Genomic DNA, 26947 nt, shown 5'->3' with positions numbered 1-26947 from the left:
AGGTAGTTCCACGCCGCGCTGGGGTCGTTGACGGGATTTGCCTTCGCGAACTGCGAGAGATTTGTTGCGAACTCGGGCGGCGGATCGGATCGCGATCGAGGTGCTCGATCTGACCGCTTAACTAACATGAATGGAACGTAGCGCGGCTCGACGCCGCGATGCCGTCTCATCCGCCACGCCGTGTGCGCTCAGATTTTCGGCAGGGTGCGGACCGATACGTCCACGTGCAGCCCGGTTGGATCGTTCGCATTGCCGATGAACCCGCCCGATATCGGCATGGCCTGGCCTGCCTCCCGGGTCACCCCGACGCGGACCAGATTCGCGCCGGCGATCAGGCCGTTGGTCGGATCGTATTCGACCCAGCCCGCGCCGGGCAGATAGACGCTGCACCAGGCGTGCGTGCTGCCGCCGCCTTGGCGTCGTGCCCGAGGAATCGTCGTACAAATAGCCGGTTACAAATCGAGTGGCGAAGCCAAAGCTGCGCAGCGCTTCCATCATCAGCACGGCAAAATCGCGGCAGGTGCCAGAGCCGAGTGCCAGGGTCTGGGCGGCCGTGTGCGTGCCCTCCTCGTAGCGAGCGTTGTAGCGAAACTCCCGCTTGATCGCGTGCGTCATCGCTTCCAGCACCTTCAGGGTCTGTTTGCTGTTCGCCTCGGACACGACGCGGAGGGCCCAAGCGTCGACCTTCCGGTCAGGATCCGGCATCTGGCGTTCGGCCAGGCGCGCGAGATCGGGAATCTCTTGCGCGTCGTAGGAAAATGGGAATAGCTCGGCGGCTTCGTCAAGGCTGTAGACCGGCAGCGGCTGGCCGTCGGGGTGATGCGTCACGTCGAGCGTCGATACAATGCTAAGCTGTTTGGTCCGGAGCGTCTCCGACCATTCGAGGTAGCAGATGGAATTGTTGAAGACGTCATGCTTCCAATAGACGCTGGTCGGCTCGGGATCGACTTTCAGTGTCGCGCCGTGCAGGCGCAGATCGTGACTTTCGTCCGGCCGGACCATCAATTTATGGCGCAGCAGGCCTACCGGATTGCGGTAGATGTATTCGGTCGTATGCACGATACTGATGTGCGCCATGTGATCCTCACCTGACCGGGACTGATCCAATCTATGCCGTGCTCGTTTTACCGGGAACAAGACGCTCCTCCCGATAGGCAAGGGCGGCCGGATTTGGGGCACCCGCCTGGTCGTTGCTTTTGAGGGCGTTGATGAACCTCGATCTCGCCCTCGTCTTGCTCATGCTCGCGGCCGCCATTGCGATGTTCCTCGTCAATCGGCCCCGCATGGACGCGGTCGCGCTGCTCGTGATGGTGGCCATGCCCTCCACCGGTATCATTACCATGAACGAGGCGCTGGCGGGGTTTGCCGATCCCTCCATCATCCTGATCGCTGCGTTGTTCGTAATCGGCGAAGGCCTGGTGATGACCGGGGTTGCACGACGCCTCGGCGACTGGCTCGACGCCAAGGCCGGCGACAGCGACAATTGCCTGCTGATCCTGCTGATGGCGGCGGTCGGCGGCCTCGGCTCCCTGATGAGCTCGACTGCGGTGGTCGCCATCTTCATCCCGGTAGTGCTGCGCATCTCGCAAAATCGCGGCACCGCACCAAGCCGGCTGATGATGCCGTTGAGTTTCGCCGCGCTCATCAGCGGAATGCTCACGCTGGTGGCTACCGCGCCCAATCTGGTCGTCAATGCCGAACTGATCCGGCAGGGCGCAAACGGTTTCAGCTTTTTCAGCTTCACTCCGTTCGGGCTGCCGTTGCTCGCGCTGGGCATCGTCTACATGCTGTTCGCGCGCCGCCTGCTGACCTCCAGGACCGGCCCGTCGGCCGCCGCGGACCGCCGCCCGAGGCTGCAGCAGTGGATCGAGCGGTACCGCCTGGCTGATCGCGAGAAGCGCGGCCGCATCGGCCCCGGCTCGCCGCTCATCGGAAAACCCCTCGACGAATTGCCGCTGCGTTCGGCGGGCGTGAACTTGCTTGCGATCGAGCGCGGCATCGGGCTTGCGGCCAGAGTGCTCCGTCCAACCGCACAGACGGAGCTACGGGCAGGCGATGTCCTCCTCGCCGATGTGCACACTTCCAAAGAGGGCATCAACGAGCTCTGGGATTCGCTGAAGCTCGAGCCGCGACCACTCGGCGAGATGGGAAACTACTTCGTCGACCACTCCCAGGAGATCGGCGCCGCGGAGGTCATCCTGCCGGCGGAATCGGCGCTGGTTGGCCAAACCGTGCGCGAGGCCCGGATTCGCTCCGAATATGATCTTACCGTGATCGGGTTGCGGCACGGCAGCGATGTGGCGGTGAACGATCTGCTCGACGAGCGGCTGAAGCTCGGGGACACGCTTTTGCTGATTGGCTTCTGGTCCGACATTCGCGAACTCCAATTCAACATGGACGACGTCGTCGTTCTGAACATGCCGGCCGAGCTGACGGAAGTTCTTCCGGCGGCGCAACGGGCGCCGCATGCGCTCGCCGTGCTCGGCCTCGTGGTCGCGCTGATGATCAGCGGCGCGGTGCCCAACGTGCAGGCCGCACTGATCGGCTGCCTGTTGATGGGGCTTCTGGGCTGCGTCGATTTCGACAGCGCGTATCGCTCCATCAATTGGAAGAGCCTGATCCTGATAGTGGGCATGTTGCCGTTCTCGCTGGCCCTGCAGCGGACGGGAGGAGTCGACCTCGCAGCCGACGCGGTGCTCGGCGTGGTCGGCGGCGCCGCGCCGCGCATGGTGCTGGCAGTCTTGTTCGTCATCACCGCGGCGCTGGGCTTGTTTATCTCGAATACGGCCACGGCCGTGCTGATGGCGCCGGTTGCGCTGGCCATCGCCAAGGACTTGGGAGCCTCGCCCTATCCGTTTGCGATGACCGTCGCGCTCGCGGCGTCCACGGCTTTCATGACGCCGATATCCTCGCCGGTGAACACGCTGGTGGTAGGACCCGGGCAATACAGCTTCGGCGATTTTGTGAAGCTGGGTACGCCCTTCGCCATCATCGTAGCGGTCATGAGCGTGCTGCTAGTCCCGGTTTTCCTCCCGTTCTGATAGACGACCCGACACTCCGTGCTGCAGTGGGGTTACGAAAACGCGCTACACCCGGAAGCTGCGGCTTGCGCGGTGACTAACGGCAACTCTTTGTCGCGCTACCCCTTTTGTTTAGCTACCGCAACCGCAATCCGGCGGGCGCGGCAACAAGGTCGCGGCTTTGTCACCGACGACCCACCACGATCATCCCTGGTCGACCGCAGATTGGCCACGTAGTCAGGGCCAAGAACGCCGACAGCAGCGTGTGCATCCACATCACACACGCAGACGAACGAATGCTCAGTATCACGCCCCCTTGAATCGACCGTGAGGCGAATCTCTATATTAGTATAATCCACTGTTTGGACAGTTCGGCTTCGGGAGTAGATGCATGGAGCGGCGCTACCAAGTCCTCCATCGTCTCATCTTGTCCTGGTCGAGCGCAGTGCTTTTTGTTCTGGCTTTCCAGGTCAACGTTGCCAGCGCCTCAGACTGGAACGATTGCAGCTCAACCAATGCCAGTCGCGCGATATCAGGGTGTTCTGTCATCTTGAACAAGGGCAGCGCGATCCCAGCCGCGCAAAGAGCCGTCGCCCTTGTCAACCGTGGCATCGCTCTCTATGACCGCAATGAGCTCGAACGAGCAAGAGCGGATTATACGGCGGCGATCCAGCTGGATCCCAAGAATGCGGAGGCACTTCACAATCGCGGCGATCTGCTTCTGCGCCAGGGTCTATTGGAGTCCGCTATCAGCGACTACACGGCCGCCCTGGCGCTGAACGATCGGTTTTCAAGTGCGTACAATGGTCGTGGGAATGCGCTCCGCGAAACCGGTCAAGTGGATCGGGCGATTGAGGACTACAACAAGGCGATAGAGTTCGATCCCAAGTCGCCGTTCGCTTACAACGGTAGAGGAAATTGCCTTAGATAAGGGCGAAACGGACGAAGCGATTGCCGATTACAGCCACGCGATCGAGCTGAGTAAGGACTACGCAACAGCCTATATTGGCAGAGCAAACGCTTTCGCTGACAAATCGAACTGGGCAGCGGCGCTTAAAGATTACGATGTCGCCATAGCGGTCGATCCAAAGGATCCCACGGCTTACAACAATCGCGGGACCGCGCATCAAAATGCGGGCGAGTTGGACAAGGCAATTTCAGACTACGACAAAGCCATCGCGCTCGATCCGAAACGAGCAGCATTCCACTTCAATCGCGGGCTTGCATTCCACTTGATGGGCAAGGCGAGTGAAGCGTTCTCCGAGTATACCGAGACGACTAAGCTCGATCCAAAGTATGCTTTCGCGTACCACAATCGAGGGCTGATCTCTCGTCAGAAGGGAAACCTCGACGAGGCGATATCCGACTTTTCGAGAGCTATCGAGATCAATCCGAGCTATGCGCAAGATTTCGCGTCACGAGGACTGGCGTATCTCAAAAGAAAACAACTGAAGGAAGCAATCGACGATCTGCAAAAGGGGCTTCAGTTAGACAATCGGCAAACCGGCGCCATGATCGGGCTGGGCAAAGCGTACATCGAATCGCAAGCATTTGACCAAGCTAAGCCAATCTTGGATCAAGCGATCCGGCTCGATCCGGTTTCGCCCGAGGCCTATCTCCAGCGTGGCCGTTTGATGGAAGGGATTGGCGACCTCGCCCAGGCATCTAGCGACTATAGGACCGCCCTGTCTTTCGATCCGGAACTGAAAGAAGCAAAGGAAGCGCTAAGCAAGGTCCTTGAACGCTCCAAGGTGGTCAAAATTGATCCAGCGATCGAGCCCACTGGACGGTTAAACAGGGTCGCATTGGTCATTGGAAACGGCACGTACGAAAAAGCGACTACTCTTCCCAATGCTGTCAACGACGCTTCGATCATTTCTGAGGCACTCCGAAGGATTGGCTTTAGGCAGGTGATCCAGGTTCAAGATCTTGGCCGTCAGGATCTCCTCGCAGCATTGCGTAATTTTCGTGAACTAGCCGATCATTCCGAGTGGGCGATGATTTATTATGCCGGTCACGGTATTGAAATCGATGGACAAAACTACATTGTACCTGTCGACGCACGTCTGCTGACCGATAGGGATGCGCCAGACGAAGCAATATCGCTTTCACGCTTTCTGGACGCGATCGAGGGAGCTTCGGCCATGAAGCTCGTAATACTTGACGCTTGCCGTGAAGATCCGTTCAACAACTCTATGAAACTTTCGAGCGCTTCTCGAACGATTGGACGTGGTTTGGCGAGGATAGAACCTGAGGGGGGCACGCTCGTCGCTTATTCCGCGAAGCATGGTCAGGTCGCACTTGATGGAACGGGCGCAAACAGCCCCTTTGCGACGGCACTGGCCAATCGTATGATGGCGCCAAATGTCGAAATCCGAAAGCTTTTCGGACTGGTCAGGGACGACGTCCTCGCTGCAACCAGCCGCAAGCAAGAGCCGTTCATTTACGGAACTCTCGGGGGTGATGATCACTTTATCAATCCCACGCAAAGCGATGATACCGGACATTAGAAATGCCTACGCCGCGAACTAACGCAGTATGGTTCGCTGTGAGTTTCATGTTCATGAGCTCGACGGATACTCGTGGGCAGGACGCTCCAAATACCCGCGTGCTGGTAGCGAATGTCGAACCATCGAATCGGCTCGGGCGGGAGTTGCTGGGAAAACCCGTCCTAGTTTCGAGGTCCGACGTTGCACGTGTTCGGGGCGGCGCTATTCCGGACAACCCAGTCCAGGCTGCACCACCCGTTGCCGATCCAGCATTCAAGGCAGTCTTGCTCACACCGCGGGAGTCAACTGGTCGCCCTGTTCAGATTGGCATGCCCGCACTGCCAGATGAACCTGTGGCAGGACCGTCTGTTGCGCAGCCAAACACGGCCGCTAAACCGCCAGTCTCCTTGCCGCCGGCGGCAAGTCTCAACCCGAGCGCGCCGGCAAGCGTTGAAAGCACGCCGGGCTCCGCTCCCAAGGCGCATGTGTTGCCCAATCCTGTCAGCCGATCACGGCTGAGCCCTCATCCGGCGGTAGCCAGAAGCGAAACAGCTTCGCGACGCAAAGCGATCGAACCACCGGCACGTACAAGTTATGGGGCTGCGGAAATCGCCGCGAGCCGTGCCTTCACCCGGTTTTGATCCCTAGAACCTTCGCGGCGAGAACGACCCGCCCCGCACTAGTTTTGATAACGCAAGCCAATTCTCACGCCACCGGCGGTCAGGTTATCACCAAAGCGGGTATCGGCCCGCACGAATCCCGATACTCCGTTGGAGAGGTTAAAAAAGTTGACGGCAGCTTGAATCTCACCGCGGACCTTGCCCGCGTCGGATGGAAGGGTGATGCCTGTGCTGCCGAAGACGAGGGAGTTACCCGTCTGACTGAAGATACTGTAGACGTAACCCAGCAAGCTTGGCTCAATACGCACACCATTCACTAGAAACTCGGTGCCAACCCTGGCGCCAATCCGTCCGCGCGTTGCGTCCCCATCATTAAGCGCAATGGTCGTCGCGGAGAACGCGGTGGTGCCGCTGAACTTCGAGCTAACGTATTCGATGCCTGCGGTCGGCTCGATGTAGGACTTGCTCGTCAAATCAAATTTGTAGCCGATATTGGTCGATAGGTCATAGTTTATGACGTCGTCCTTTTGATTGATTCCCCCTCCATTGATGCTGACGTTCAGTAGATCCGTCTTGAACATCAGGTCGGTGAACCAGTTGCCCTTCAGATAGGTCGCGTAGACGCCCAGGCTTCCACCATCGTAAGCCTGCGAAGCGGGCGAAGCCTTCAGATCGACATGTGAGTTCGTATAGCCCAGCAGGCCGCCCAAGAGCAGCGCGTCGTCTGCGGAGGTGACGTTCTTGATGAGCGCATCGGCCCCCGCCAGCGCACCTCCGCTTCGTTGCCGAAAGCTGAGATCTTGAGGAAAGATCTGCCCACCAAAGTTAATGGCGGTTGTGGCATTCTGATCTACATAATCGCCCCAGCCCTTAACCCAGACCGCCGGACGAACAGTTGGTCCGACGGCAGGCGGTGGTGCCTTTAGGGCAGCGAACGCATCTGTTGGTCTGCGCTGTACGGCATAGCCAAGGGCCTCTCCGGCAAAGCCTTGGGCCTGGGGCTGAGATGAATCAGCGACTCCGTTTCGTACCTCCCAAATGTGGTCGAAAACTACGTCCGAGGATTGGAACGCGATCGTCTGAGCCGCGGTCAAGGCGACGCCACTGGACAGCCCTGCCACGGTAGGGATTGACCCGAGAGCAACCGTTGTTCCTCCGTTTTGCGGCAGCAAGACCAACGCGCTCGTTCCGAAGTTCTGCGCGTTCGCAAGCGTGAACGTGCCGGGGGCAATTGATCCTGCTTGAATGAGGGTGGCTGCAGTCGCAAATGGCGCCAAAGGAGTCAGATTGAGTACCGAAATGGAGGTCGACCCGGACGCGCTTCCATTGATGATAACTTGATCGGCACGAGCAGTTTGCGTGCTAAAGTCGAGCAGAATCCTGCTCCCCGGCGATCCGACATAGTTGCCGCCGATGGTGAGTCTGTCGCCGGCGGCGTTGTTTTGCAGAATGATGGTGCCGGCATTGCTGAAGTTGCGCGTCACCGATGACGTACCGGACGCGGCAAACGTACCAGCATTCGTGACAGAACCATTCCAAATCCCGGACGAGTTGACCAGGCTCGAGTTGTTGAGCAGATCTCCGTTCCAGACTCCTGTGTTTGTGATGGTTCCGCTGGTCGCAACGACGTTGCCAAGCCAGTTGCCTTGGTTCGTTATAAGGCCGGCATTGCTGACAATATTTCCTGTCCAGATCCCAGTCGATGTGTTGGTGATCGAACCCGTGTTGCTCGCGACCACCGCGTTGGTGGTACCGCTGTTCGTGACCGTGCCATGGTTACTAAGATCATCGTTCAGCGCGCCGCCCGCGGCGACGGTGATATTGCCGCCGCTGTTGTTCGTAACGCCCGTCGACGAGAGCGAGCCGCCATTCCCGACAATAAGACTGCCAGAATTATCGATCGTCGTGGCGTTCTGGGTCGTCGCACCAATGTCGAGCGTGCCAGATACAACAGTCCAGGGCAGCGCCGTTACAGAGGGTCCGCCAGTAAGCAGCCAGGCACCGGTTCCAGTCTTCTGAAACTGTCCAAAATTCTGCAAGGATTGCGAACCCAGCAGCGCCATGTTGAAGCGGCCGGCCGTTGCTCCGCCAAGAGCAAAAGTATCTCCCGACTGAGCCACTAGCAGTGCCGTTGATGACGGATGTTCCCGTGATTGTGAGACTGTTGACGCCGCCTGTAAAAGTAATCGCGTTGGCCTGACCGCCGCGACCAATCCCGCCGGAAATAGTGCCGCTATTGACGATAGCGAGATTGCTGCCTGAGATTCCAGCACCGCCCAGGCCGGCCAAGCCGGCCAAGCCGGAAGGTCCGGGACTCTCGGACGAGTCGCCACCCGCTCCTCCCGCGCCGCCGCTGCCGCCTGTGATGGCTCCGTTATTTGTTAGCGAGATCCTCTCTGGTGACTGCAACGACATTCCAACACCGCCATCGCCCCCGTTTCCTCCACCACCTCCGAATGTTCCGCCAAATCCGCCTGCTCCACCCGTTCCACCGCTACCACCAGTTATCGCTGTATTGTTCGTGATTGAGATCGGGACGGCCGTTGAGCTCGGGGAAGGAAGAAGAAATCCATCTCCGCCCGCGCCGCCTCCACCGCCGCCGCTTCCCGCCTCACCACCATTTCCACCATCACCGCCACGGCCGCCACTTCGAGCGGCTGGAAGAGGCGAGTCCAAGGACGAACCGGCGAAACCACGACTAATGCCGGCAGCGCCGCCGCCACCACCCGAAGTCAAACCGAGCGTACTTCCTTCAATGCCCAGGCCTCCATTCCCGCCATTCCCACCCGGAAAAATTCCACCTGTCCCGCCCGGAAGGTTGCTGCCGTCTCCTTCCACGGCTGGTGCAGTTTGCCCGGTTTGGCCAGCATCTCCACCATTGCCACCAGGACCTGCGACCTCTCCCGCTGCCGCGCCGCCCAAACCACCTCCGGCGAACACTGTTTGGGGATCTGCTATCGCTGAGATTGCCAATGTAGCCAGCGCCACTCTCGAAAGCGAACGGCGGCGAAGCGTTACGGTATTGACGTGCGAAGACCCGGCGGCAATTCGCTCTCGCAGGTTGATGAAAAGGGTCGCTCCATCGTCTAACGCTGTCGTCGAAAACCACGGATGCGCCGATTGCGCGAAAAGAGCCCTCCGCTTAGTCGCTTTCAACATGATACACCCCGCGCAACTGACCGCATGCCAAGAACGGGATTCTCAATCCTCTAAAAAAATTCCCAGAACGACCATGATTCCCTAACTAAATTTCGGTCGGGTTGACGATCTTCCTCATGTTGCGAAATGGAGCGAGATTCAAACCGCACGCTATTCGGCGCTTCGTTCTCAGCAAAATGCCGCGCCGTATCGATCCGCGCTGTCCTGGGATATGGAACGCGTTCTCCAGACCCAATCCGCAATTCAATTTTGAGAGCAATTCCCTGTCCCCAAAAGTGCGCAAGAACGACCGCCCCTTCGAGCCTGTCGCCTCCGGTGCCGGTTCGCAATCGCCAACTACTCGCCTGCTGGATCTCGGGTGGCCACGGTCATGAATGTTCGAGGCCCTGGTCTCGCAGTCTCGTATGATCATGCCCGGACCCACAACGTCCGCCGTGTCCGCGATCTGTCAGAACGATTGGTTTAACGAGAGCGTATCGCTCAACACATGATGCGTAGGCGCAACACAGGTGGGGCGCGGAGTATTAGGCTTGTAGCCGCGCGCCGAGTGACCACGATTGGCCACGGTGCCGATGCATGCTAGAAAGCCGCCATGAAGGCGGATGAAGGAATGATACTTTGGTCAAAAAGAAAATGAGCGTTCGCCGCGAGTGGACGAAGGATGATGTTAAGACGCTGAAATCGCTCGCCAAGCAAAAGGCTGGTGTCACAAAGATTGCAAAGACGCTGAAGCGGACTCCTGGAGCTACAGCCGCCAAGGCCCATATGCTTGGAGTATCGCTCAGCACGCAGTAGTCGATGCCGGAGACCGACTGATAAGGTTCTGTCGGTTCCACTTTTGCGGGCGCGCGGGTTCATACAGCAATCGGCGGCGACCACAGCAGCTAACCAAGCTCCGCACCGCTTATACTGCGGCGCAAGAGCGTGACCCCGCTCCTACAAAGCGACCCCGGCAAGTCTGGCGCCGATACTCATCCCTGGTGGTTTCGGGGACCCAGACGGCGCTCAAGTTCATGGACACTTGCCAACTGATAAGGTTTGCAGCCAAACCTTATCAGTTGCCAGATCGACTTTGCTTTCACCGTTCGCTTGCCGGTCCGTCGGGGTTCGAGTCGGGGGTCCGCTACTACATCGCTAAACCCACTATTTCGAAGGCCTTGTTCTCTTACTGGAGGGCAGACTAACTCGGAACGTCGCCTCTCGATAGTCCGCCAAAAACCGCCGTTCGTGCGTGATCCGTCGCCGCCAAAAATGGTCGGCAAGTAGGCTCAAATCGGGGACACGCAACAGCCCCCACAGACTCGTGCAGATTGTGATTTCGTTGAACTTGTGAGAATTTGGACTGGCCCCCGATCTTGCTCTCTGTAGCCTCCGGAGTCCGGCACCGCGAAGCGAGCTACCTTGGCGTCCTAGCCTCCGACACCAAAGTCGTGGTGTCCAATCCCGCGATGCACCGACTGGCGGTAGACCCGTTCCACAGACATCCGCACCTGACGGGTGGCACCGTTGGCCCCAATCCTGGCAGCGGCGCGACAATGCAGAAGTGAACCGGGCGTTAGCCAGCGGCTGCGTTAAGCTTGCCAATGCCTTCAAGCCGCAGGTGAGTGACCCCCGACAAGGCGATTGAGTCTCCGAGCTTCCGGCTCAGCTGCTCGAAACGGCCAAGAATGTCCTTGCCCGCGTCGGTGTCTGCACGATGTACGCAGATATCGTTGTGCTCGTTGCGACGGACCGGCAGTAATTCAATTTCGGTGATCTTCTTCCCTGCGATCGAGCAGCGCAGCGCCAGACCATCGAGATGACGGCCGCGCATAACGTCCCAGTCGAACGCAAAATTGCCAAGGCTGTAGAAGATCGGCTTACCTTGATAGATCTCGCCGGCCTGGACCACATGCGGGTGGTGGCCGAACACCATGTCTGCCCCCACATCGATGGCGGCGCGGGCTATTTCGCGCTGGTATGCGACTGGCTCCTCCTTGGAGGACACGCCCCAATGGCATGAAAGGATCACAAGGTCGACCTTGGTCCGCAGAGCGCGGATATCTTCCCGCATGGCCTCGAGTTCGTCGGCGTCTGCGAATGTATGCGTGATCGGCTCGGCGCCCGGCATTTCCAGCGCGCGCGGGCCCGGCTCATAGGCGGCGTGGGCCTTGATGGTGGCGCATCCCGGGCCATTGGCTGAGGCGGCGTGATTGCTCGGCCAGAACACCGATGTGTAGCTCAGGAAGCCGAAACGAACCCCGTTCTTCTCGATGATCACCGGCTTCCTGGCCTCGGCCAGGGTTTCGCCGACGCCACAGTGCAGGATCCCCACCGAATCCAGCGCCTTGACGCTGGCGACAGCGGCGCTCGCGGGATAGGCGACGTTGCTGGCGCAGCTCACGCCGACATAGCCCGCCTTCTTGAGCGCCGGACCTACCTTGGCGCCCGAATGGCGCCAACCCTTCTTGTGCGGGATATCGGGCCGCGCGGGATCGATCGAGGGCTCGGCAAGCGGGCCTTCCAGCTGTCCGAACACGACATCGGCCGACGTCAGCATGTCACGCACATTGACGAATGCGCTGAAAGGATCTTCCCGGTTCTGGATGTTGGTATCGCCCAGGATGAGCAGCGTTTGATCCATGTGCAGTTCCTTTTCGTGATGTCTGGTGTGGATGTCGGGATTGCGACCAGGTCAGGCCGCGCTTTCGGCGGAGCGCGGTGTTGTCACCGCCGCTTCGCCATCGCGCACTGGCGCGATCGATTCCAGGGAGCGCTGGTTGGTTTCGATGCCGAACAAGAGGATGCCAAGCGCCAACAGCAGATAAAGCGACGCAATGGCGTAGAGCACTGATGGGAGACCATAATTGTCATAGAGCGACACAACCATGTAGGGCGATGCGATGACAGCGATCCGCCCCGTCATCTGGGCGATGCCGGAGCCGCGGAAGCGATATTCGGTTGCGAACAACTCCGGCGTATAGCCGCCGAGACCGAAGCCGATCATCAGGCTCATGCCGCCCTGCAACAGGAAGCCGAAGATCAGCACCCAGGTCGGGTCAGTCTGTTGCGAATACGCCAGCGCGAACACGCCGCACCACAAGGCCGCAAACATGGTACCGCGACGGCGTCCAAGCCAGTCGGAGGTCAACATGCCGACCAGCGGCCCGAGCGAACTGCCCAGCGCCATGACGGTCGCAAAGCTGAGCGACTTCGTGACACTCAGCCCCTGTTTGACGAAGAAGGTCGGCACCCAATAGGAGAAGCTGTAGGAACCGACCAGACAGGTGATGCAAACCGCCATCGCGAGCAAGGTGCGGGTGACAACGCCGCGCGAGAACAGGATGGAAATCGGTACCCAGGCCGGCGCAGGCGCCGCCACTGATGTCACCGGCGGGAGCGGCCCCGCCTTCGAGGCCTCAGCCTCGATATCCTGCATGATCTTTTCGGCTTCTTCGTAACGGCCGCGCGCTTCGAGCCAGCGCGGCGACTCCGGAAGCTTGCGGCGCAGAAACCAGACCCACAATGCGCCGCAGCCGCCGATCAGATACATCGGCCGCCATCCCAGTGCCGGAATGACGAACAGGCCGGTAAAATTCACGGCGAATGTCGATGCCATCGACACCACGCTGATCAAGCCAAGCGCCCAACCGCGCCGTTGCGGCGGCACGAACTCGCTGACCATGCCGTAGCCGCAGACATATTCTGCGCCGATCCCCACTCCCATGAAGAAACGCAGCGTCATCAGCCAAGTCATCGACGGCGCGAGCATCGAGAACAGGCACATGCTGCCGAAAATCAGAAGATTAAACTGATAGGCGAACCGCCGGCCGTACCGGTCGCCGACCAGCCCCGTCATCAGCGCACCAATGGCGAGGCCGGCAAAGGTGATGGAGATGTAGTGGGCATTGGTCTCCATGTTCGACCAGCCCTCCTTAACGAGGGCGCCCAACACGCCGGCGGCCATCTGGTTGTCGAAACCGTCGAAGAACATCCCGAGGCCGATCAGGCTGAGAATCCGCCACTGAAATGCGCCCATGGGGAGCCGGTCAAGCCGGCCCGCCGCGTTAACGGGGGTAGTCATAGAAAGCGTTTCTCCCGCAAGTTACGGCGGTCAGCGACCGGTTTATGCGGGCAAGATAGGCGGAACGCCCTGGCCCGAGTATGCTAATTTACTCATCACGACGATGACTTATCTTCAGAGCAACACAGAGAATGCGGCGCTGACGCGATCAGCCCTCAGTCGGAGGCGCTGATGGCCCGAAAATTGCCTCCGCTGAATGCACTTCGCGCCTTCGAGGTCGCCGCCCGCTCGGAGAACTTCACCCATGCCGCCAAAATCCTGAACGTCTCGCAGGGCGCCATCAGCCGGCACATCGCTCAACTCGAAAGCCTTCCTTGGCCTGCGCCTGTTCGTCCGTAACCAGCGCGACGTCAAGCTGACGACGCAGGGCGAACAATATGCGCAGGCCATTGCCGAAGCCTTTGATCGCATCGAACTCGCGACCCAGGTCAGCCGCCGGGAAAAGCAGTATCGCGTGGTGCGGATACGGCTGTTTCCCACGGTGGCGATGAAATGGCTGGTCAAGCGGCTCGCTCGCTTCCATGCCCTTCACCCAAGCATCAATGTGCAGGTCACGATCGCCAACGATCTCGTCGATGTAAGCGCTGGAGAGGTGGACTTCACCATTCAGATTCCCGCCATTCCAAAGCCCGGCGTGCGCTACGACACGCTGTTTCCGATCGAGCTGCTGCCGGTTTGCAGCCCCGCCGAGTTCAACAAGCATCCACCCGTGCACGATCCACGAGAGCTGCTCGACCGCACGTTACTGCAGTCGATGAAGCGCCCGCACGATTGGCGGAGCTGGTTTGACGCGGCGAACGTCACACCCGGGAGCTTTCGCGAAGGACTATCGTTCGGCAATTCCTCACTAGCCTATCAAGCAGCGATCGACGGGCTTGGCGTCGCGATGGCGCATCTGGAGCTGATCCAGGACGATCTCAACGCCGGGCGATTATTGGCGATCCATCCGCTGGTGGTACGAACCGCCGACAGCTACCACCTCGTCGGCCGCGAAACCGAGGCCGGCAGGCCGGAGATTGCTGCATTCCGCGACTGGCTGCTGTCCGAAACCAGGACACAGAAATGAGATTTCTCCATCGACAAGGTCTTGTTCTGCCTCCTCGTGTAACGCGACATGTGTAATCTCTCCTGAGTTGAGCACGCGACACCATTGTCGCGCGACGCCGCATTTCTTGTCTCTTGGTGGACCCTTGTTTCGACTCGCGCGACCGACGCGATCAGTTCTTTGCGTCCATCGTTGTCACAAGCCGCGGCCTGCATCAGGCCAATTGCTCCTTTGCGGTCTCAGCCATCAGCAGCAATGCCAAGCCTGACACAACCGCCGAAAAGATGATGAAGTAGGACAAGGAGATGGGCGTGCCAGTCCGAGTGATCAGCCACGACGCAATGAACGGAGCAAAGCCGCCAAACATCATTGATTGCAGGTTGTAAGCGGTCGTCAATCCGGTCAGCCTTCGCTTGGTTGGAAACATCTCAACAAGCGCAGCCGGCATGCTTCCCAGAAACAGCCCGCAGAACGCTGTAAAGACACTTTGTGTCAGGATCACAGTCCAAATCGATGTCGCCGCCAGCGCTACTGAAAGCAGAGGATAGGACAAGAAGATCAACAGGCCGCATGCGGCGATCATGTTGAGCCTTCGCCCTGTCTTGTCGGATATCCAACCCGATGCCAGGCATGACAGACCCATGACCAAGGTCGCAATTGCCGTCGACCAGAGCGCGGCACTGGGCGAAAGACCCGCATATTTCTGAGCGAAGGTCGGAAAATAACTGACGAACACGTACGTCACCACGGACTGGACCGCCGGAAAAGCAAACGCAAGCAACATCGCGCGAGACATGGAGAAGTTCTCCATTTCCGCCGCCTCAGGCTCCTGCTGGGCGCGCTTGAAAATCGGCGTCTCATCCACGTTGCGGCGAACATAGAAGCCCAGCGGGCCGATCAGCGCGCCGATCAGGAACGGTATCCGCCACCCCCAATCGGCCATGACGGCAGACCCAAGCGTCGTGGTGAGCACCCCGGTCACACCCGAGCCCAGCAACAGCCCCAATGTGATCGCACACGGGTGCAGGCTGCCATACAGACCGCGCCGATGTGCCGGTGCCCATTCCACCAGGAAGGAAGCTGCACCGCCCCACTCGCCCCCTGCCGAAAGGCCCTGCATGAGACGCGCGACCACCAGGAGAATTGGGGCTGCGATGCCGATCGAGGCATAGGTCGGCAAGACGCCTATCAGGCCGGTTGAGCAGGCGATCATCAGAAACGTCAGCAGGAGTGCCGGCTTGCGCCCGTATTTGTCGCCGAACAATCCAATAAGGAGACCGCCGAGCGGACGGGCCACAAAACCGACGCCGAACACCGCGAATGTTGCGAGCAGCGCCGTGTTCTCGTCCCCGGCTACGAAGAACTTTGTTCCGAGAACACTGGCCAGATAGGCGTAGACCGTGAAGTCGTACCACTCGAGCACGTTGCCGATCCCGGCTCCTGCAATGGCTTTGACCCTGGCAAACAGGCTTGTGGATTGAAATTGGCCGCGCGCGACGACGTCATAGGCCTCGGCAGTCATCTGATCCCCCCTGCCCGGATTTTTTGTTTTCCGATCATCGGAGCCTAGCCGCGGCGCGTCCAATCGAATATTGAATGATTGGTATTCGGACTCGGAATGTCAGATGGCACCCCCGCAAGCTTCAGCTTTCGCTTATCAACTCCGTTTCAAGCAACTCCAGCTGATGATCGCGCTCGGGGATCAGGGAAGTCTCAGCAAGGCGGCTGCGGTCCTCAACGTCACGCAACCAACTGCGACCAAGATGCTGGCGGAACTCGAGGCGTTGGCGCGATTCAAGATCTACGAACGCAAACCCCGCGGGATGCAGATCACAGAGCTCGGCGGCGAAGTGCTGATGTTCGCATCACGCGTGTTGTCCGAGTTCGACCGCATGCAGGCTGCGCTTGACGCAAGGCGCAACGGAGGCATCGGCGAACTCGTCGTCGGAGCCATTATCGGCGCGCCGGACATGATCGCCCGGGCGGTGACGGAGATGAAGCAGGCGCTGCTATCGATATGGCTGACGACGATCATGTGGTGCGATCGCCCCTGACGGTCCGAGCACCACGTCTCTCGAGGCGGAGGCCGCTATCCTAACCCCTCACATCGATCCAGAACGTCGTAGTCCCTTGCTCGTGTCTACCAGAGACTTGGAACAACAGCGAAGACGCGACGGCGCTTATTCCTGGGACGTCTTCGAAGACGCCGCTGAGAGCGGACGCTTTCTGGAGACGTTCATGGTGACCTCATGGCTTGAGCACCTGCGGCAGCACCAGCGCGTAACAAACACCGACACGGCCGTTCAGGATGCGATCCGCGCGATCGGTGCCGCGGCTGAGCTACGCCTACGCCAAGCTCGCGGCCATCCGGCGTAAGAAATCGCACAAAATCGTAGTTTGGCGTGCAAAATAGTCCGATTGGTAGCGGGAGACCGCTACCAACGTTCCCCCCGACCGCTTTCCGCTGAATTTTTGGTGTCCGTGGCCTAAAGCGCCAGCCTCTAGCGGCGCGTTGCTTAATTTCGCATCCAGACCGGAGCACCAATCCACAGCGACAGCTCCGCATTGAAATAAAATTTGATGGGATAAGTCTAAAAGACGACTTGATCTCTTATCCTTCTATGAAGCTGCGACGTTCCAGCCATTCGATAGGTAAGCAGTAATGACCGATCAACAATTGGCTCTTCAGGCCGTCAGCGAAGCCCAATGCATACTGAACGAATACCTTCAGCCCCGCCCCCACGACAATGAGCGCATCCTCGACAGGTTGGTGGAGGTTCTTGAGCGGCCCGGTTTGATAGTTGCAGTGAGCCGGTTGCAGCAACGAAGTAGTCTCTGAGCGCTCAGATGACGAAACAATTTCCATTAATTCCTTTGGCCGCTTGCATCGCTACATTCTTGTTAGGGGGAACGCCAACTGCGCTGGCGAAACAATGCAGTACCGCGATGCCACCAAATCGGCACGAGTATTGGTCTTGGCGCCTCATCGACGGACGAAAATGCTGGTACGAAGGCAAGCCGATGCTTTCGAAATCATTATTGGAGTGGCCTGTGCAGGTTTCGACGCAGCCGCGTCTCACTGAAGAGCTTGCAAGCGCCCTCATAGAGAAGCCTAGCGATCCGATAGATTCAGAAGAGCTGGCGCCGACGCACAAGAATACTTTCGATGCCCTGTGGCGCACCAGGGTTGAACGGCGGTAGACTTTTGACCTTCAAATTGAGCGAGGCCGCTTCGTCAGCTAAGGCTATCGGCTTCGATCCTGCTCTCCCCTTGTGGGAGCCTTATGCAGCGAAAAAATCTAACGAGCAGGGTTCAGCACGAATTTTGGGAGTCAGTCGTCGCTGCAGATACTTTCATTTCTCTTTCCCATAGCGGCATACAAGACGGCCCGATGACGGCGGGGCCACCTTGCAGAGGGTCGCCTTCGCTTTCAGCGCCCGCCGTCGTCTCGAAGCGGACAGTGGCGGTATTTCGGGCAGACCGGCTACGCCGGTGTGTTGCCGCCTGATAACGCGGCGGGGCGTTTTGCTGTTGACGCGCCACACAACAATCAAAGCACCAACAGCCGTATATGTGCGAACGGTATAATCGCCTTTTCTCAACGCATCGCACCTAAATCATGTACCATCTCGTACACAAAGGCGGTGCGCCGACGGGCCATCAGAAGCAGACTTCAAACTGCGAATGCTTGATGCCCGCTTCAGCGCCGTGAGCGGACATCATCAGCTAGACCAGTCATGTCCGGGAAGGGCCAAGAACGGACGTATCCGGTACCGAATTGAGCGCGGGAAGTCCGTCATTCGATGTCACAAAGGGTTTGCGGCCCGGAGTCCAAAGAATACACCTCGCGCAATTGCGTCCCGCACTATGCCGCGCTGACGTTATCTTCATCAATTGGATCAGCGATCGTCGGCAAGGTATGCATACCGCGTTCATGGAAGTGGGTCGCCGGTGTGCGATCGATGGCCAGACTGAGAAGTTCCGGTCGACTGTAGTGGCCGCGCGAGTCCATCAGTTGCTTGCGTCGATCGATTAACGCGAAATCCAGATCGGCAATCACCTGGCCTTGACCAGAACGCAAGGGTTCACCGATCAATTCACCTTCTGGCGAGATGATCGCGGTGAAGCAGCCGCCGGAGATTGGCCCAATGCTGCACCCGGTGTCCTTCATGATCTGTGCTTGCTGTTCGCCATCTAGCCACGCCGTTGCGCTAACAACGAAACAGCCGGCTTCAAGGGCGTGATGGCGGACATTGACTTGTGTCTGCTCGGCAAATCGATCACCCGCGAATGAACCCGGATACATCGCAGAATGGATTTGCTCGCCGTCAGCCATCAGGGCGTAGCGCGCCAGCGGATTGTAATGCTCCCAGCATGCCAACTGGCCGATACGGCCGACGACACTATCCACTGCGCGCAGCCCGGAACCATCGCCCTGGCCCCAAATCATGCGCTCATGAAAAGTGGGACTGATCTTGCGGCGACGTTGGACTAAGGTACCGTCTGCGTCGAACAACAATTGCGTATTATAGAGCGTGCCGCCGTCGCGCTCGCTGACGCCTATCGACACCACCATCCTAGCCTGCCTCGCAGCCTCACCGATGGCTTCCGTGGTGGCTGAGGGTACCGTTACGGCCTGATCGAGCAGCCGGGGGTGCTCCTTGCCGGTTCGGAGCTCGAAAGGAGTCTGCACGAATGAGAAATAGGGATAGTATGGCACCACCGTTTCCGGGAACGTGGCGAACTGGACCCCCAGTTTGGCGAGTTCCGCGATTTTCTGAACCACTTTTTGCACCGTACCTTCCCGGCTATAGAGCACGGGACTGATCTGTACGGCAGCGGCTTTGACGATGATCATGCTTTTTCTCCCAGAATACGGATTGGGCCCCTGGGGACCGTTGGCCGCTCATACAGCTTGCTGAAACAACGCCATCGAATTGCGCGCGAAACGGAGGAAGAACCTCTGCATTGCTTGATCGGTCTTGGTTCGGGCTTCAACCAATGCATCGGGACCAAGGGCCGACCCTTCAACGGAGAAGAACGTCAGATCATGCAGCCCAATGGAACCCAGGATAGCTTTGAGATACGGCGTGATGAAATCGGGCTGATGCGTGCGCTCGCCGGAAAATCTTCCGCCCGATGACACTGCGACAAAAACCGGACGGTCGCGTAGCGCACCTATTTTTCCTTCGGCAGTCACGTGGAATGTTCGACGGACTCGAACGACGTGATCTATCCACATCTTGAGAGCGGCAGGCACGCTGAAGTTATGCATCGGAGTTGCGATGACCACGAAGTCGGCGCTCTCAAGCTCCTGGATCAGCTCTTCAGACCGGGACATAGAGCCTTCGGGAGACAGTTCCGCGAACGACCGCTCCGTCGCGCCAAGAGCAGTTGCATAATCTTCATCGAGATCGGTGATGGCGCCACCGATCGGTCGAATGATGACCGTTGCCGTGGGTTCGCTGTTCAGCAGATGGCCGACGATTGTTTGAGATAGCCTGTAGCTCTCCGATGCCTGCCCGCGGGGGCTGCAAATCAAATGCAGTATTTTCATGATTGGCTTTCCATCGCTGTTGTCTGAACTCTGACTGAACGATAGCCAATCGCGCGGCCTGCATCCAAGGACCATGAATGAGCTTTGCGACTGGTCCATGATTTACCCGCGATGAACTTGACCGCTGCGGCCTGCGAGAAGTGGAGACCGATCCGACCCGTTGTGGCATAGTCGTTTTTCGTTCATCCACGGATCGGATCAGGCCATGCGTGCCGCGAAGCCCGAAAACCTCTTGTTGCTTGATCCGACGGCGGCGTCACCGTTCTACCGGCAGATCTACGATAGGTTTCGCGACGCCATCGCCAATGGAATGTTGAAGCCCGGCGACCGTATTCCCTCGGCACGGGCGCTGACCAAGGAGTTGGGGCTGGCCAGAGGTACCATCGAAACGGCGTATTCCTTGCTGGCCGCCGAGGGGTATATCGAGGCACGCGGTCAGGCAGGGACCATAGTAAGCCCGGATCTCAAGCCGCGAACGCCCACTGCGAGCCCGGTGCCGTTGCCGGATATCCCCGACATCGACGCTGTCAGTTTTCGTCCGGATTCCATCCTGCCGTTCCAGATGGGCTTGCCGGCCCTGGATGCCTTTCCTCGCAAGATTTGGGCGCGCCTTGGCGCGCGCAGTGTGCGCGCCATGCAGCCTTCTGACATGATCCATCCTTCCGTGTACGGCTTGCCTTTGCTGCGTGCGGAAATCGCGAGGTACCTCCAGGTTTCGCGGGGGATCAGCTGCCGGCCATCACAGGTGTTCGTCACCTCGGGCTATCGTCAAACCGTGGAGCTGATTGGTTATACCCTCCTGAAGGCGGGTGATCGCGTCTGGCTCGAAGACCCGGGTTATCCGCCCACCGGGGAAATATTCAACCATATGCGCATCGAAGGTGTCTCCGTGCCGGTCGACGGGGAGGGCATGGTTGTTTCCGATGCCGTCAAGCTGGCGCCCAAGGCGCACGCAGCGGTGGTCACGCCTGCGCATCAGAGCCCGCTCTGCATGTCCTTGTCGTTGCCCCGGCGCCTCGCGCTGTTGGACTGGGCCGCGCGAAACAAGGCATGGATCATCGAAGACGACTACGATGGCGAATACCGCTATGTCAGCCGCCCACTCCCTGCGTTGAAGAGCCTCGATCGCGATGGGCGGGTGCTCTATGCAGGCACGTTCAGCAAGGTGCTCTTTCCAGGCATGCGGCTTGCGTATCTCGTGGTGCCGGAACAGAAGGTGGAGCGGTTTGAGCAGGTCGCTGAAAGCCTTTCAGCGGGTTGTCCCGGGCTCACGCAAACTATCGTCACTGCATTCATCGCCGAAGGACATTTCGCGCGCCATATCCAGCGGATGAGGAAGCTCTATGCCGAGCGCCGAGAGGCGACGGCCGCGGGCCTGGAAAGCGTTTTGGGAAAATATGTACGAATAGATTCACAGCCGGGGGGCATGCACCTGATCTTGCGTCTGCGAGGCAATCGATCAGACCGCCGGCTCGTCGCAAGTATGCGGGAACAGAATTTGTACGCGGAAGCACTCACGGACTGGACGACACGCAACGATGGAGCTTCGGCCCTTCTTCTAAATTTCACAAATATTGACTCCCGGCGCACCGTCGAACATTTCGGACGACGCATTTTGAAATTGATGTGACGGCGGCGGCTGGTGCGAGATCTGCTGGAGCCCAAAATCATGGCACACCTGCAAAGACCAATCATGGACCTTCTTGAATAGGCCAAGATACAGCACGATGGAATCCTTCAACCAGATGAGGATTCAATCATGAACAAGCGCATTGATTACGCCAAGGCTTCGCCGGACGGCTTCAAGTCTTTCGGGGGTGTCTATGTCTATCTTCAAAAAAGCGGCCTCCCAAAGCAACTCGTCGATCTCGTGTATCTGCGGGTTTCGCAGATCAACGGCTGTGCCTACTGTATCGATATGCACTCCCGCGACCTGCTCAAGTCTGGCGTCGCCGTCGAAAAACTCGTGCTGGTGCCTGTATGGCGCGACGCGGGGCAAGTCTTCAGTGATCGCGAACGCTCTGCGCTGGCCTGGACAGAAACCGTGACGCGGGTGGCCGAAACCGGCGTTCCCGATGCCGACTATGAGGCCGCGGCTGGCGAATTCAGCGACAAGGAGCTCGCTGACCTCACCTATGCCATTGGCTTGATGAGTGCGTTCAACCGATTGGGAATTTCGTTTCGCTCGATTCCCGCTGCCGCCGGCAAGGCTTGAGGTACCCAACATTTCGCGCATGGAAATTCGTCCATGCGCGCACCCTGCGACGTCCGGCCGTAGCGCCGGCGACGAGTGAATGGATTTACGCACATGGCATGGATAATGCTGGCCTCCGCCGGCTTTCTCGAAATCGGATTCGCGTTCGGCATGAAGTGGTCTGCAGGGTTTACGCAGCTGATACCTGGGCTGTTCACGGCTGCTACCGGCTTGTCGAGTGTCTTTCTTCTCTCACTCGCGCTCCGGACACTTCCAGTAGGAACGGGGTACGCGATCTGGACCGGCATCGGCGCCGCGGGTACCGCCATTCTAGGTATCGCAGTGTTAGGCGACTCCGCGTCGCCCGCGCGGCTGCTTTGCATTGTTTTGATTGTAGCAGGCGTGATTGGACTAAAGCTTGTCTCGGTAAACTGAAATGCCGCTTTGCCGCAAGAGGCCCAGTGTCCGCTTTGGGTCAAAAAGCCGACATAGACTTAGGGCGGCGCGATGTCCGTTACGGGCCAATAGGCGACGTCGCCGATCCGCCTTTTTCATTCAATGACCTCGTCGTTTCCATCAACACCTGACGGGCGGGTGAGCCTAACCATCCAGAATCGGTCAAGTGCATTGCCCCTTCGGTGCAAACTGTCTTCTGGCGAGAGATGGGCATCAACGGTAACATTGCGCAAACTGTTCGGGCGGGGAGAGACGAATGATCTCTGCTTGTTGGCTTGCCGTTTGGATCGCGTGCTTCGGCTTAGGAATGGCTGTTGTCTATCGGACTGGACTCCGCATCGAACGTTGGTCTGGCGCTCTTGGCTTGACCTACTTCGTACTCATGGGCTGTTCAGTGCCGATCTTAGCTTGGCTGGCCGCGGATCAGATCGCAACTGTAGAGCTGGCCAGTTGCGAGGAGTTAGACCCAACCGCGGATCGGCTAAAAGGCATGTCACCATCCGAATTTCGCACGCGCTGCATTGCGACTCACGACAATTCAGATTGGCTTGCTCGTCGCAAAACATGAATGCTCTGGAGGCAAATCATGCCGGATGCGCTTGAAGTCGAGATATCTGCCTTCTTCAACAAATACATGGAGACGTTCACCTCCTGGGATGGCGATCAAATCGCCAAACTCTACTGCGCTCCCTGCATCACCATGCGGGGTGACGGGTCGATACATTGTTTTCAGTCACGTGGCGAGATTGCGCGGTTTTTCCAAGGAGTGGCCGATACCTACCGACGCGAAGGGGCCGAAAGTGGAACTCTGCACGATGTAGTGGCCGTTCCTATAGGCGAACGCAGTGCTCTCGGAACTGTAACGTGGAAAAACCTCCGACCGGATGGAAGCGTCACAAGGCAATGGCGGCAGTCCTACAACCTTGTTCGCTTCCCCGACGGCTGGCGCATCCTTGCTACGACATTTCACCTAAGCGGAGTACCGGGCGAGTGATTTCCGCTTTGGGTCAAACGCGGAAGTCGGAACGCGCAATCGTAACGTCCGCATCACTCCCGACACCGGACTTTCGATAGCCAGCGCAGCACTTCCGAAAACGGCGTCTGCAAGACGCACGGACGCCATCATTCGAACGCTATTCAGCGGTCAGCCCCAATGCCCTCACCGCAGCCACCAAAGTGGGCGTTTCGCTATCGTACATCTGCTTGAACGCGATGTGTCCTTGAGCGAATTCCTCGATGCCATACGAGTCGAGCCACTTCAGTATTCTATCAGTCTTGCTTGCTTCCACCATCAGGCCGGAAAGGCGCTCTACGACTTCCTGCGGCATGCCGACTGGGCCGGCGAGAAAGACGTAACCGGCAATAGCAAAGAGCTTGGCGTCGAGCCCCTGCTCGATAAAAGTGGGAACGTCGGGAAGCTTCCTGTTCCGCCTCGTCGATTGCACGGCGATTGCCTTTCCGGCTCCGGATTCCAACGCGTTGACAGCATTGGCGTAGCTCCCCATCGCCGCCTGAAGCACGCCCGCGGCGAAATCCTGCCACATCGGCGCTTCGCCGCGGTAGTGCACGGCTTTTATCTGCAGCCCATACTGTTTGTTGAGCTCTGCAACGACAATATGCGGGTACGTGCCTGGGCCAAAAGTCCCCACATTCGTGGCGTTCTTGCGGGCGTATTCGACGAACTCTTTCAAGCTGGTGGCGTTCGTCGCCTTGTAGGCGACCAATGGCAGATGTCCTGCCGACATACTCGAAATGAGCGCGAAGTCTTTGTCGGCGTCGTACGGCACATTCTTAAAGATCACGCGGCTTTGCGCCAGAGTCGCGGTGATGGCGACCAGTAGTGTGTAACCATCTGCCGGCGACTGCTTCACCGCCGCTGCACCGATCGAACCGCTCGCACCTGCCTTATTCTCAACGATAACCGGCTGGCCGAGTTTCTGGGACAGGTATTCGCCGTAGATGCGCGCAAGCGAGTCTGTGAATCCGCCGGCAGGATAGGCGCAAACGATTTTGATAGGCTTGGATGGCCAAGTCTGCGTCCACCCGCGATCATGATACGAAAAAGCGATAGCGGCTGCGCCGGTTGCGATAAAGGAACGGCGCGTGGTTCTCGATGCCATGACGACCTCCATCGGATCTACATTTCGAATACGCGCGTCGTGGGTGCGCTGCTGCCGGTCCTTCAAGCGAACGACCTTGGTTGAACCTTGCGCGGTTCGGGGCGCCGCTGCGCGGCGCGGCAAGCCGTTGGTCATGCTCACGAATTGTCTCCTGAGCAAATTGCTGCCACCCAGAGGACGGTATCAGGCCATGGGCGGGGGCTCTTGACATTCTGCTTACATTCTCCTCACCGGCGGCTTATTCTTGCGTTGCAACCGGCGCGAGAGACCGACGGGGGAAGTCACCCAAGGAATTGCCAGATTGCGGTATCTCTTCGAGGAGTACGCATTCGACACCGACCTTCGCGAGCTTTACCGCGGAGCACACGTGGTCTCCGTTGCTCCTCAGGTATTCGACCTGCTCGATTATCTGATCCGCAATCGGAAACGGGTCGTGAGTAAGGACGACCTCATCAATACCGTCTGGAACGGCCGTGTCGTGTCCGATGCGGCACTGGCAACGCGGCTGAATGTCGCTCGAAGTGCGATCGGCGATTCCGGCGTAAAACAGCGTCTAATCAAAACCCTGCAACGCAAAGGCTTCCGTTTTGTTGGAACGGTGCAGGAAGTGCAGAGGCCCGCAGATGCGGTACTCACAGCCGATTCCGGCGGACAGATCTTTCGGGGTAGCGCTGGTCCAGGTCGTCGGACGCCGTGCCCCCGGATGGACATGCCTCAGGAACTCGCGACGGCGCTACGAGGTCGATTCCCCCGCCGCGTCTTTCCATCGTCGTGCTGCCGTTCGCGAACCTCGGAGGCGATCCCGAGCAGGATTATTTTGCCGATGGCGTGACCGACAGCCTCACCACGGACCTTTCGCGCATCAGTGACTCATTCGTAATCGCGCGTAACACCGCTTTCACCTTCAAGGGAAAAGCCGTCAATGTAGAGAAAGTCGGGCGCGAGCTGAATGTCCGCTATGTGCTTGAAGGGTCGGTGCAGCGAGGCGGCAACCGGCTTCGGGTGAATGTTCAGCTGATCGATGTCGAAACCGGCAATCACCTGTGGGCCGACCGGTTCGAGAAACCCGTCGTCGACCTGTTCGATATGCAGGACGAAGTCGTATCGCGGCTGGCAAACACGCTAAATGCGGAGCTCATTGAGGTTGAGGCGCGGCGAGCGGGACTTTCAATCCATCCCGATGCGATGGACCTCTATTTCCAGGGCTGGGCTTGCGCGAACAATGGGACGACCGCGGAATACATGACGCAAGCCCAAGCCTTTTTTGACCGAGCCCTGGCGCTTGATCCCGGCAATATCGGGGCGCTTGTCGGCTCGGCGCGGGTTAATGCGGCGATTGGTGCCAATCTTATGCGCGACGACTGGATCGCGCACCTCACGGCGGCCGAAGTCGCCTTAACGAGGGCCTTGTCCCTCGCGCCAAACCATGCTCAGGCCCATAGCGTCTTGGGCCTCGTCCAATCATTTACCAACCCGGTCCAAGGTATCGCTGAGTGCGAACGGGCGTTAGCACTGGATCACAATCTGGCCGACGCTCATGCCTTCATCGGTCTAGCTAAGTTTTTTCTCGGTCGCGGCGAGGAGACCGAGGCCCATATCCGCGAGGCGCTTCGTCTCTCTCCTCGCGATACCAACGCCTACCGGTGGTTCATGTTTGTCGGTCTCGCCAAGTTGTTTCTCGGCGCTGACGTGGAAGCAGTTGTGTGGCTGCGCCGGAGCATCGAGGCCAACCGCAATCATCCCGTCACGCATTGCTATCTCGCCGCTGCACTGTCGCTGCTGGGCTCACCAGACAAGGCGCGGGCCGCCGCGCAGGCGGGCCTTCTGCTCAATCCGACCTTCAACCTCCGCCGCTACCGAGCCCGCGCGGCGAGCGACCATCCGGCTTATCTCGCCGGCCGCGAGCGTGTGTATGAGGGCATGCGCATGGCCGGGGTGCCGGACGAATGAACGGCAGGAAGTTGCCGGTCGCGACCCAATGTCCGTTTCGACGAAATAGCGGACGTGAGCCCCGACTAGGGCCGTGTCCGCTTTGGGTCAAACTCGGAAGTCGGAACGCGCAACCGTAACGTCCGCTTCACCGCCGACACCGGACTTTCGATAATCCAGCGCGGCACTTCCGAAAAGGGCCAGATTCGGACATCTCAGCACAACGCGCATCTTGATCAATTCGAAAAGCCATGCAGCAGATCGCGACGACCGCGATAGCAGTCGGGGCTTGCT

Annotated in this window: 25 protein-coding genes and 1 pseudogene; 14 read left to right on the top strand and 12 right to left on the bottom strand. The window is 58.9% G+C overall.

Features of this window, described 5'->3' with window-relative positions; translation table 11 throughout:
* Nucleotides 1–117: 117 nt before the first annotated feature.
* Nucleotides 118–1077 (bottom strand): transglutaminase family protein, encoded by a 960-nt coding sequence (locus K359_RS56885; protein ID WP_198031309.1) that lies wholly within the window; start codon nt 1075–1077, stop codon nt 118–120.
* 131 nt (nt 1078–1208) lie between these two features.
* Between K359_RS56885 and K359_RS0149950 the strand changes: the two genes are divergently transcribed.
* The 3 genes from K359_RS0149950 to K359_RS56880 all read left to right on the top strand — a co-directional run bounded on the left by K359_RS0149950 (nt 1209) and on the right by K359_RS56880 (nt 5530).
* Entirely contained in the window at nt 1209–3041 is a 1833-nt protein-coding gene (locus tag K359_RS0149950; RefSeq protein WP_029085572.1) for an SLC13 family permease, read from the top strand.
* Between the two features lie 370 nt (nt 3042–3411).
* Nucleotides 3412–3951, top strand: a complete 540-nt coding sequence (locus K359_RS58220) for a tetratricopeptide repeat protein (RefSeq protein ID WP_051346889.1) — start codon at nt 3412–3414, stop codon at nt 3949–3951.
* Nucleotides 3902–5530: a tetratricopeptide repeat protein gene (locus tag K359_RS56880; protein ID WP_371261275.1), complete on the top strand. Its 1629-nt coding sequence runs from the start codon at nt 3902–3904 to the stop codon at nt 5528–5530. Before K359_RS58220 ends, K359_RS56880 begins: the two co-directional genes overlap by 50 nt.
* A 658-nt stretch (nt 5531–6188) precedes the next feature.
* Here the strand turns inward: K359_RS56880 and K359_RS0149940 are convergent.
* Nucleotides 6189–8249, bottom strand: a complete 2061-nt coding sequence (locus tag K359_RS0149940) for an autotransporter outer membrane beta-barrel domain-containing protein (RefSeq protein ID WP_156929183.1) — start codon at nt 8247–8249, stop codon at nt 6189–6191.
* 612 nt (nt 8250–8861) lie between these two features.
* Nucleotides 8862–9008: a hypothetical protein gene (locus tag K359_RS0149930; RefSeq protein WP_156929182.1), complete on the bottom strand. Its 147-nt coding sequence runs from the start codon at nt 9006–9008 to the stop codon at nt 8862–8864.
* Nucleotides 9009–9906: 898 nt separating this feature from the next.
* Between K359_RS0149930 and K359_RS64000 the strand changes: the two genes are divergently transcribed.
* Complete coding sequence (locus K359_RS64000) at nt 9907–10083, top strand: hypothetical protein (RefSeq protein WP_165126172.1); 177 nt, start codon at nt 9907–9909, stop codon at nt 10081–10083.
* Between the two features lie 760 nt (nt 10084–10843).
* Here the strand turns inward: K359_RS64000 and K359_RS60925 are convergent.
* Together K359_RS60925 and K359_RS0149910 are read right to left on the bottom strand one after the other, a co-directional pair.
* Nucleotides 10844–11911 (bottom strand): CapA family protein, encoded by a 1068-nt coding sequence (locus K359_RS60925; RefSeq protein WP_084518894.1) that lies wholly within the window; start codon nt 11909–11911, stop codon nt 10844–10846.
* A 51-nt stretch (nt 11912–11962) separates the two neighbouring features.
* Nucleotides 11963–13351, bottom strand: coding sequence for an MFS transporter (locus K359_RS0149910; protein ID WP_029085568.1), 1389 nt, complete (start codon nt 13349–13351; stop codon nt 11963–11965).
* A gap of 171 nt (nt 13352–13522) precedes the next feature.
* Here K359_RS0149910 and K359_RS60920 point away from each other — a divergent pair, with 171 nt between their 5' ends.
* Nucleotides 13523–13690 (top strand): LysR family transcriptional regulator, encoded by a 168-nt coding sequence (locus tag K359_RS60920; protein ID WP_084518893.1) that lies wholly within the window; start codon nt 13523–13525, stop codon nt 13688–13690.
* On the opposite strand, the gene K359_RS63995 is transcribed toward K359_RS60920, so the two are convergent.
* Complete coding sequence (locus K359_RS63995) at nt 13632–13874, bottom strand: hypothetical protein (RefSeq protein ID WP_051346887.1); 243 nt, start codon at nt 13872–13874, stop codon at nt 13632–13634. The two genes, K359_RS60920 and K359_RS63995, sit on opposite strands and share 59 nt — an antisense overlap.
* Here K359_RS63995 and K359_RS60915 point away from each other — a divergent pair.
* Nucleotides 13839–14417, top strand: coding sequence for a LysR substrate-binding domain-containing protein (locus K359_RS60915; RefSeq protein ID WP_084518892.1), 579 nt, complete (start codon nt 13839–13841; stop codon nt 14415–14417). The two genes, K359_RS63995 and K359_RS60915, sit on opposite strands and share 36 nt — an antisense overlap.
* A 193-nt stretch (nt 14418–14610) precedes the next feature.
* On the opposite strand, the gene K359_RS56865 is transcribed toward K359_RS60915, so the two are convergent.
* Entirely contained in the window at nt 14611–15918 is a 1308-nt protein-coding gene (locus K359_RS56865; RefSeq protein WP_051346885.1) for an MFS transporter, read from the bottom strand.
* A 70-nt stretch (nt 15919–15988) separates the two neighbouring features.
* Here K359_RS56865 and K359_RS56860 point away from each other — a divergent pair, with 70 nt between their 5' ends.
* Together K359_RS56860 and K359_RS0149890 are read left to right on the top strand one after the other, a co-directional pair.
* Nucleotides 15989–16450 carry a LysR family transcriptional regulator gene (locus K359_RS56860; protein WP_156929180.1) on the top strand — a complete coding sequence of 154 codons (462 nt, stop codon included), beginning with the start codon at nt 15989–15991 and terminating at the stop codon, nt 16448–16450.
* Nucleotides 16440–16772, top strand: a complete 333-nt coding sequence (locus K359_RS0149890) for an MFS transporter (protein ID WP_084518891.1) — start codon at nt 16440–16442, stop codon at nt 16770–16772. Before K359_RS56860 ends, K359_RS0149890 begins: the two co-directional genes overlap by 11 nt.
* Nucleotides 16773–17007: 235 nt before the next feature.
* On the opposite strand, the gene K359_RS63015 is transcribed toward K359_RS0149890, so the two are convergent.
* Complete coding sequence (locus tag K359_RS63015; RefSeq protein ID WP_029085566.1) at nt 17008–17220, bottom strand: hypothetical protein; 213 nt, start codon at nt 17218–17220, stop codon at nt 17008–17010.
* A gap of 23 nt (nt 17221–17243) precedes the next feature.
* Here K359_RS63015 and K359_RS60910 point away from each other — a divergent pair, with 23 nt between their 5' ends.
* Nucleotides 17244–17597 (top strand): hypothetical protein, encoded by a 354-nt coding sequence (locus K359_RS60910; RefSeq protein ID WP_245284985.1) that lies wholly within the window; start codon nt 17244–17246, stop codon nt 17595–17597.
* Between the two features lie 665 nt (nt 17598–18262).
* Here the strand turns inward: K359_RS60910 and K359_RS0149880 are convergent.
* Together K359_RS0149880 and K359_RS0149875 are read right to left on the bottom strand one after the other, a co-directional pair.
* Nucleotides 18263–19255, bottom strand: a complete 993-nt coding sequence (locus tag K359_RS0149880; RefSeq protein WP_029085565.1) for a nitrilase-related carbon-nitrogen hydrolase — start codon at nt 19253–19255, stop codon at nt 18263–18265.
* 48 nt (nt 19256–19303) lie between these two features.
* On the bottom strand, nt 19304–19954 hold the full coding sequence (locus K359_RS0149875; protein WP_029085564.1) for an FMN-dependent NADH-azoreductase: 651 nt from the start codon (nt 19952–19954) through the stop codon (nt 19304–19306).
* A 205-nt stretch (nt 19955–20159) separates the two neighbouring features.
* On the opposite strand from K359_RS0149875, the gene K359_RS0149870 reads away from it, so the two are divergent.
* The 4 genes from K359_RS0149870 to K359_RS58205 all read left to right on the top strand — a co-directional run bounded on the left by K359_RS0149870 (nt 20160) and on the right by K359_RS58205 (nt 23598).
* On the top strand, nt 20160–21584 hold the full coding sequence (locus K359_RS0149870; protein WP_029085563.1) for a PLP-dependent aminotransferase family protein: 1425 nt from the start codon (nt 20160–20162) through the stop codon (nt 21582–21584).
* A 129-nt stretch (nt 21585–21713) separates the two neighbouring features.
* On the top strand, nt 21714–22169 hold the full coding sequence (locus K359_RS0149865) for a carboxymuconolactone decarboxylase family protein (RefSeq protein ID WP_029085562.1): 456 nt from the start codon (nt 21714–21716) through the stop codon (nt 22167–22169).
* Nucleotides 22170–22262: 93 nt separating this feature from the next.
* Nucleotides 22263–22583: a multidrug efflux SMR transporter gene (locus K359_RS0149860; protein WP_029085561.1), complete on the top strand. Its 321-nt coding sequence runs from the start codon at nt 22263–22265 to the stop codon at nt 22581–22583.
* Between the two features lie 607 nt (nt 22584–23190).
* Complete coding sequence (locus K359_RS58205) at nt 23191–23598, top strand: nuclear transport factor 2 family protein (RefSeq protein ID WP_165126228.1); 408 nt, start codon at nt 23191–23193, stop codon at nt 23596–23598.
* Nucleotides 23599–23737: 139 nt separating this feature from the next.
* On the opposite strand, the gene K359_RS0149850 is transcribed toward K359_RS58205, so the two are convergent.
* The gene (locus K359_RS0149850; protein ID WP_245284990.1) at nt 23738–24859 is read right to left on the bottom strand and encodes a tripartite tricarboxylate transporter substrate binding protein; all 1122 of its coding nucleotides are present in this window, start codon (nt 24857–24859) and stop codon (nt 23738–23740) included.
* Between the two features lie 166 nt (nt 24860–25025).
* On the opposite strand from K359_RS0149850, the pseudogene K359_RS56850 reads away from it, so the two are divergent.
* A pseudogene (locus K359_RS56850) lies at nt 25026–26674 on the top strand (winged helix-turn-helix domain-containing tetratricopeptide repeat protein).
* 87 nt (nt 26675–26761) lie between these two features.
* Here K359_RS56850 and K359_RS64180 read toward each other — a convergent pair.
* Nucleotides 26762–26947, bottom strand: a 186-nt coding sequence (locus K359_RS64180; protein ID WP_210164132.1) for a hypothetical protein, incomplete at its 5' end; no start/stop codon positions are given.

This window comes from Bradyrhizobium sp. th-b2, from assembly GCF_000426785.1.
In the GTDB taxonomy this organism is placed as follows: domain Bacteria; phylum Pseudomonadota; class Alphaproteobacteria; order Rhizobiales; family Xanthobacteraceae; genus Bradyrhizobium; species Bradyrhizobium septentrionale.
Note: the sequence above shows the minus strand (reverse complement) of the source record. Positions and strands in the feature narration are given on the sequence as shown.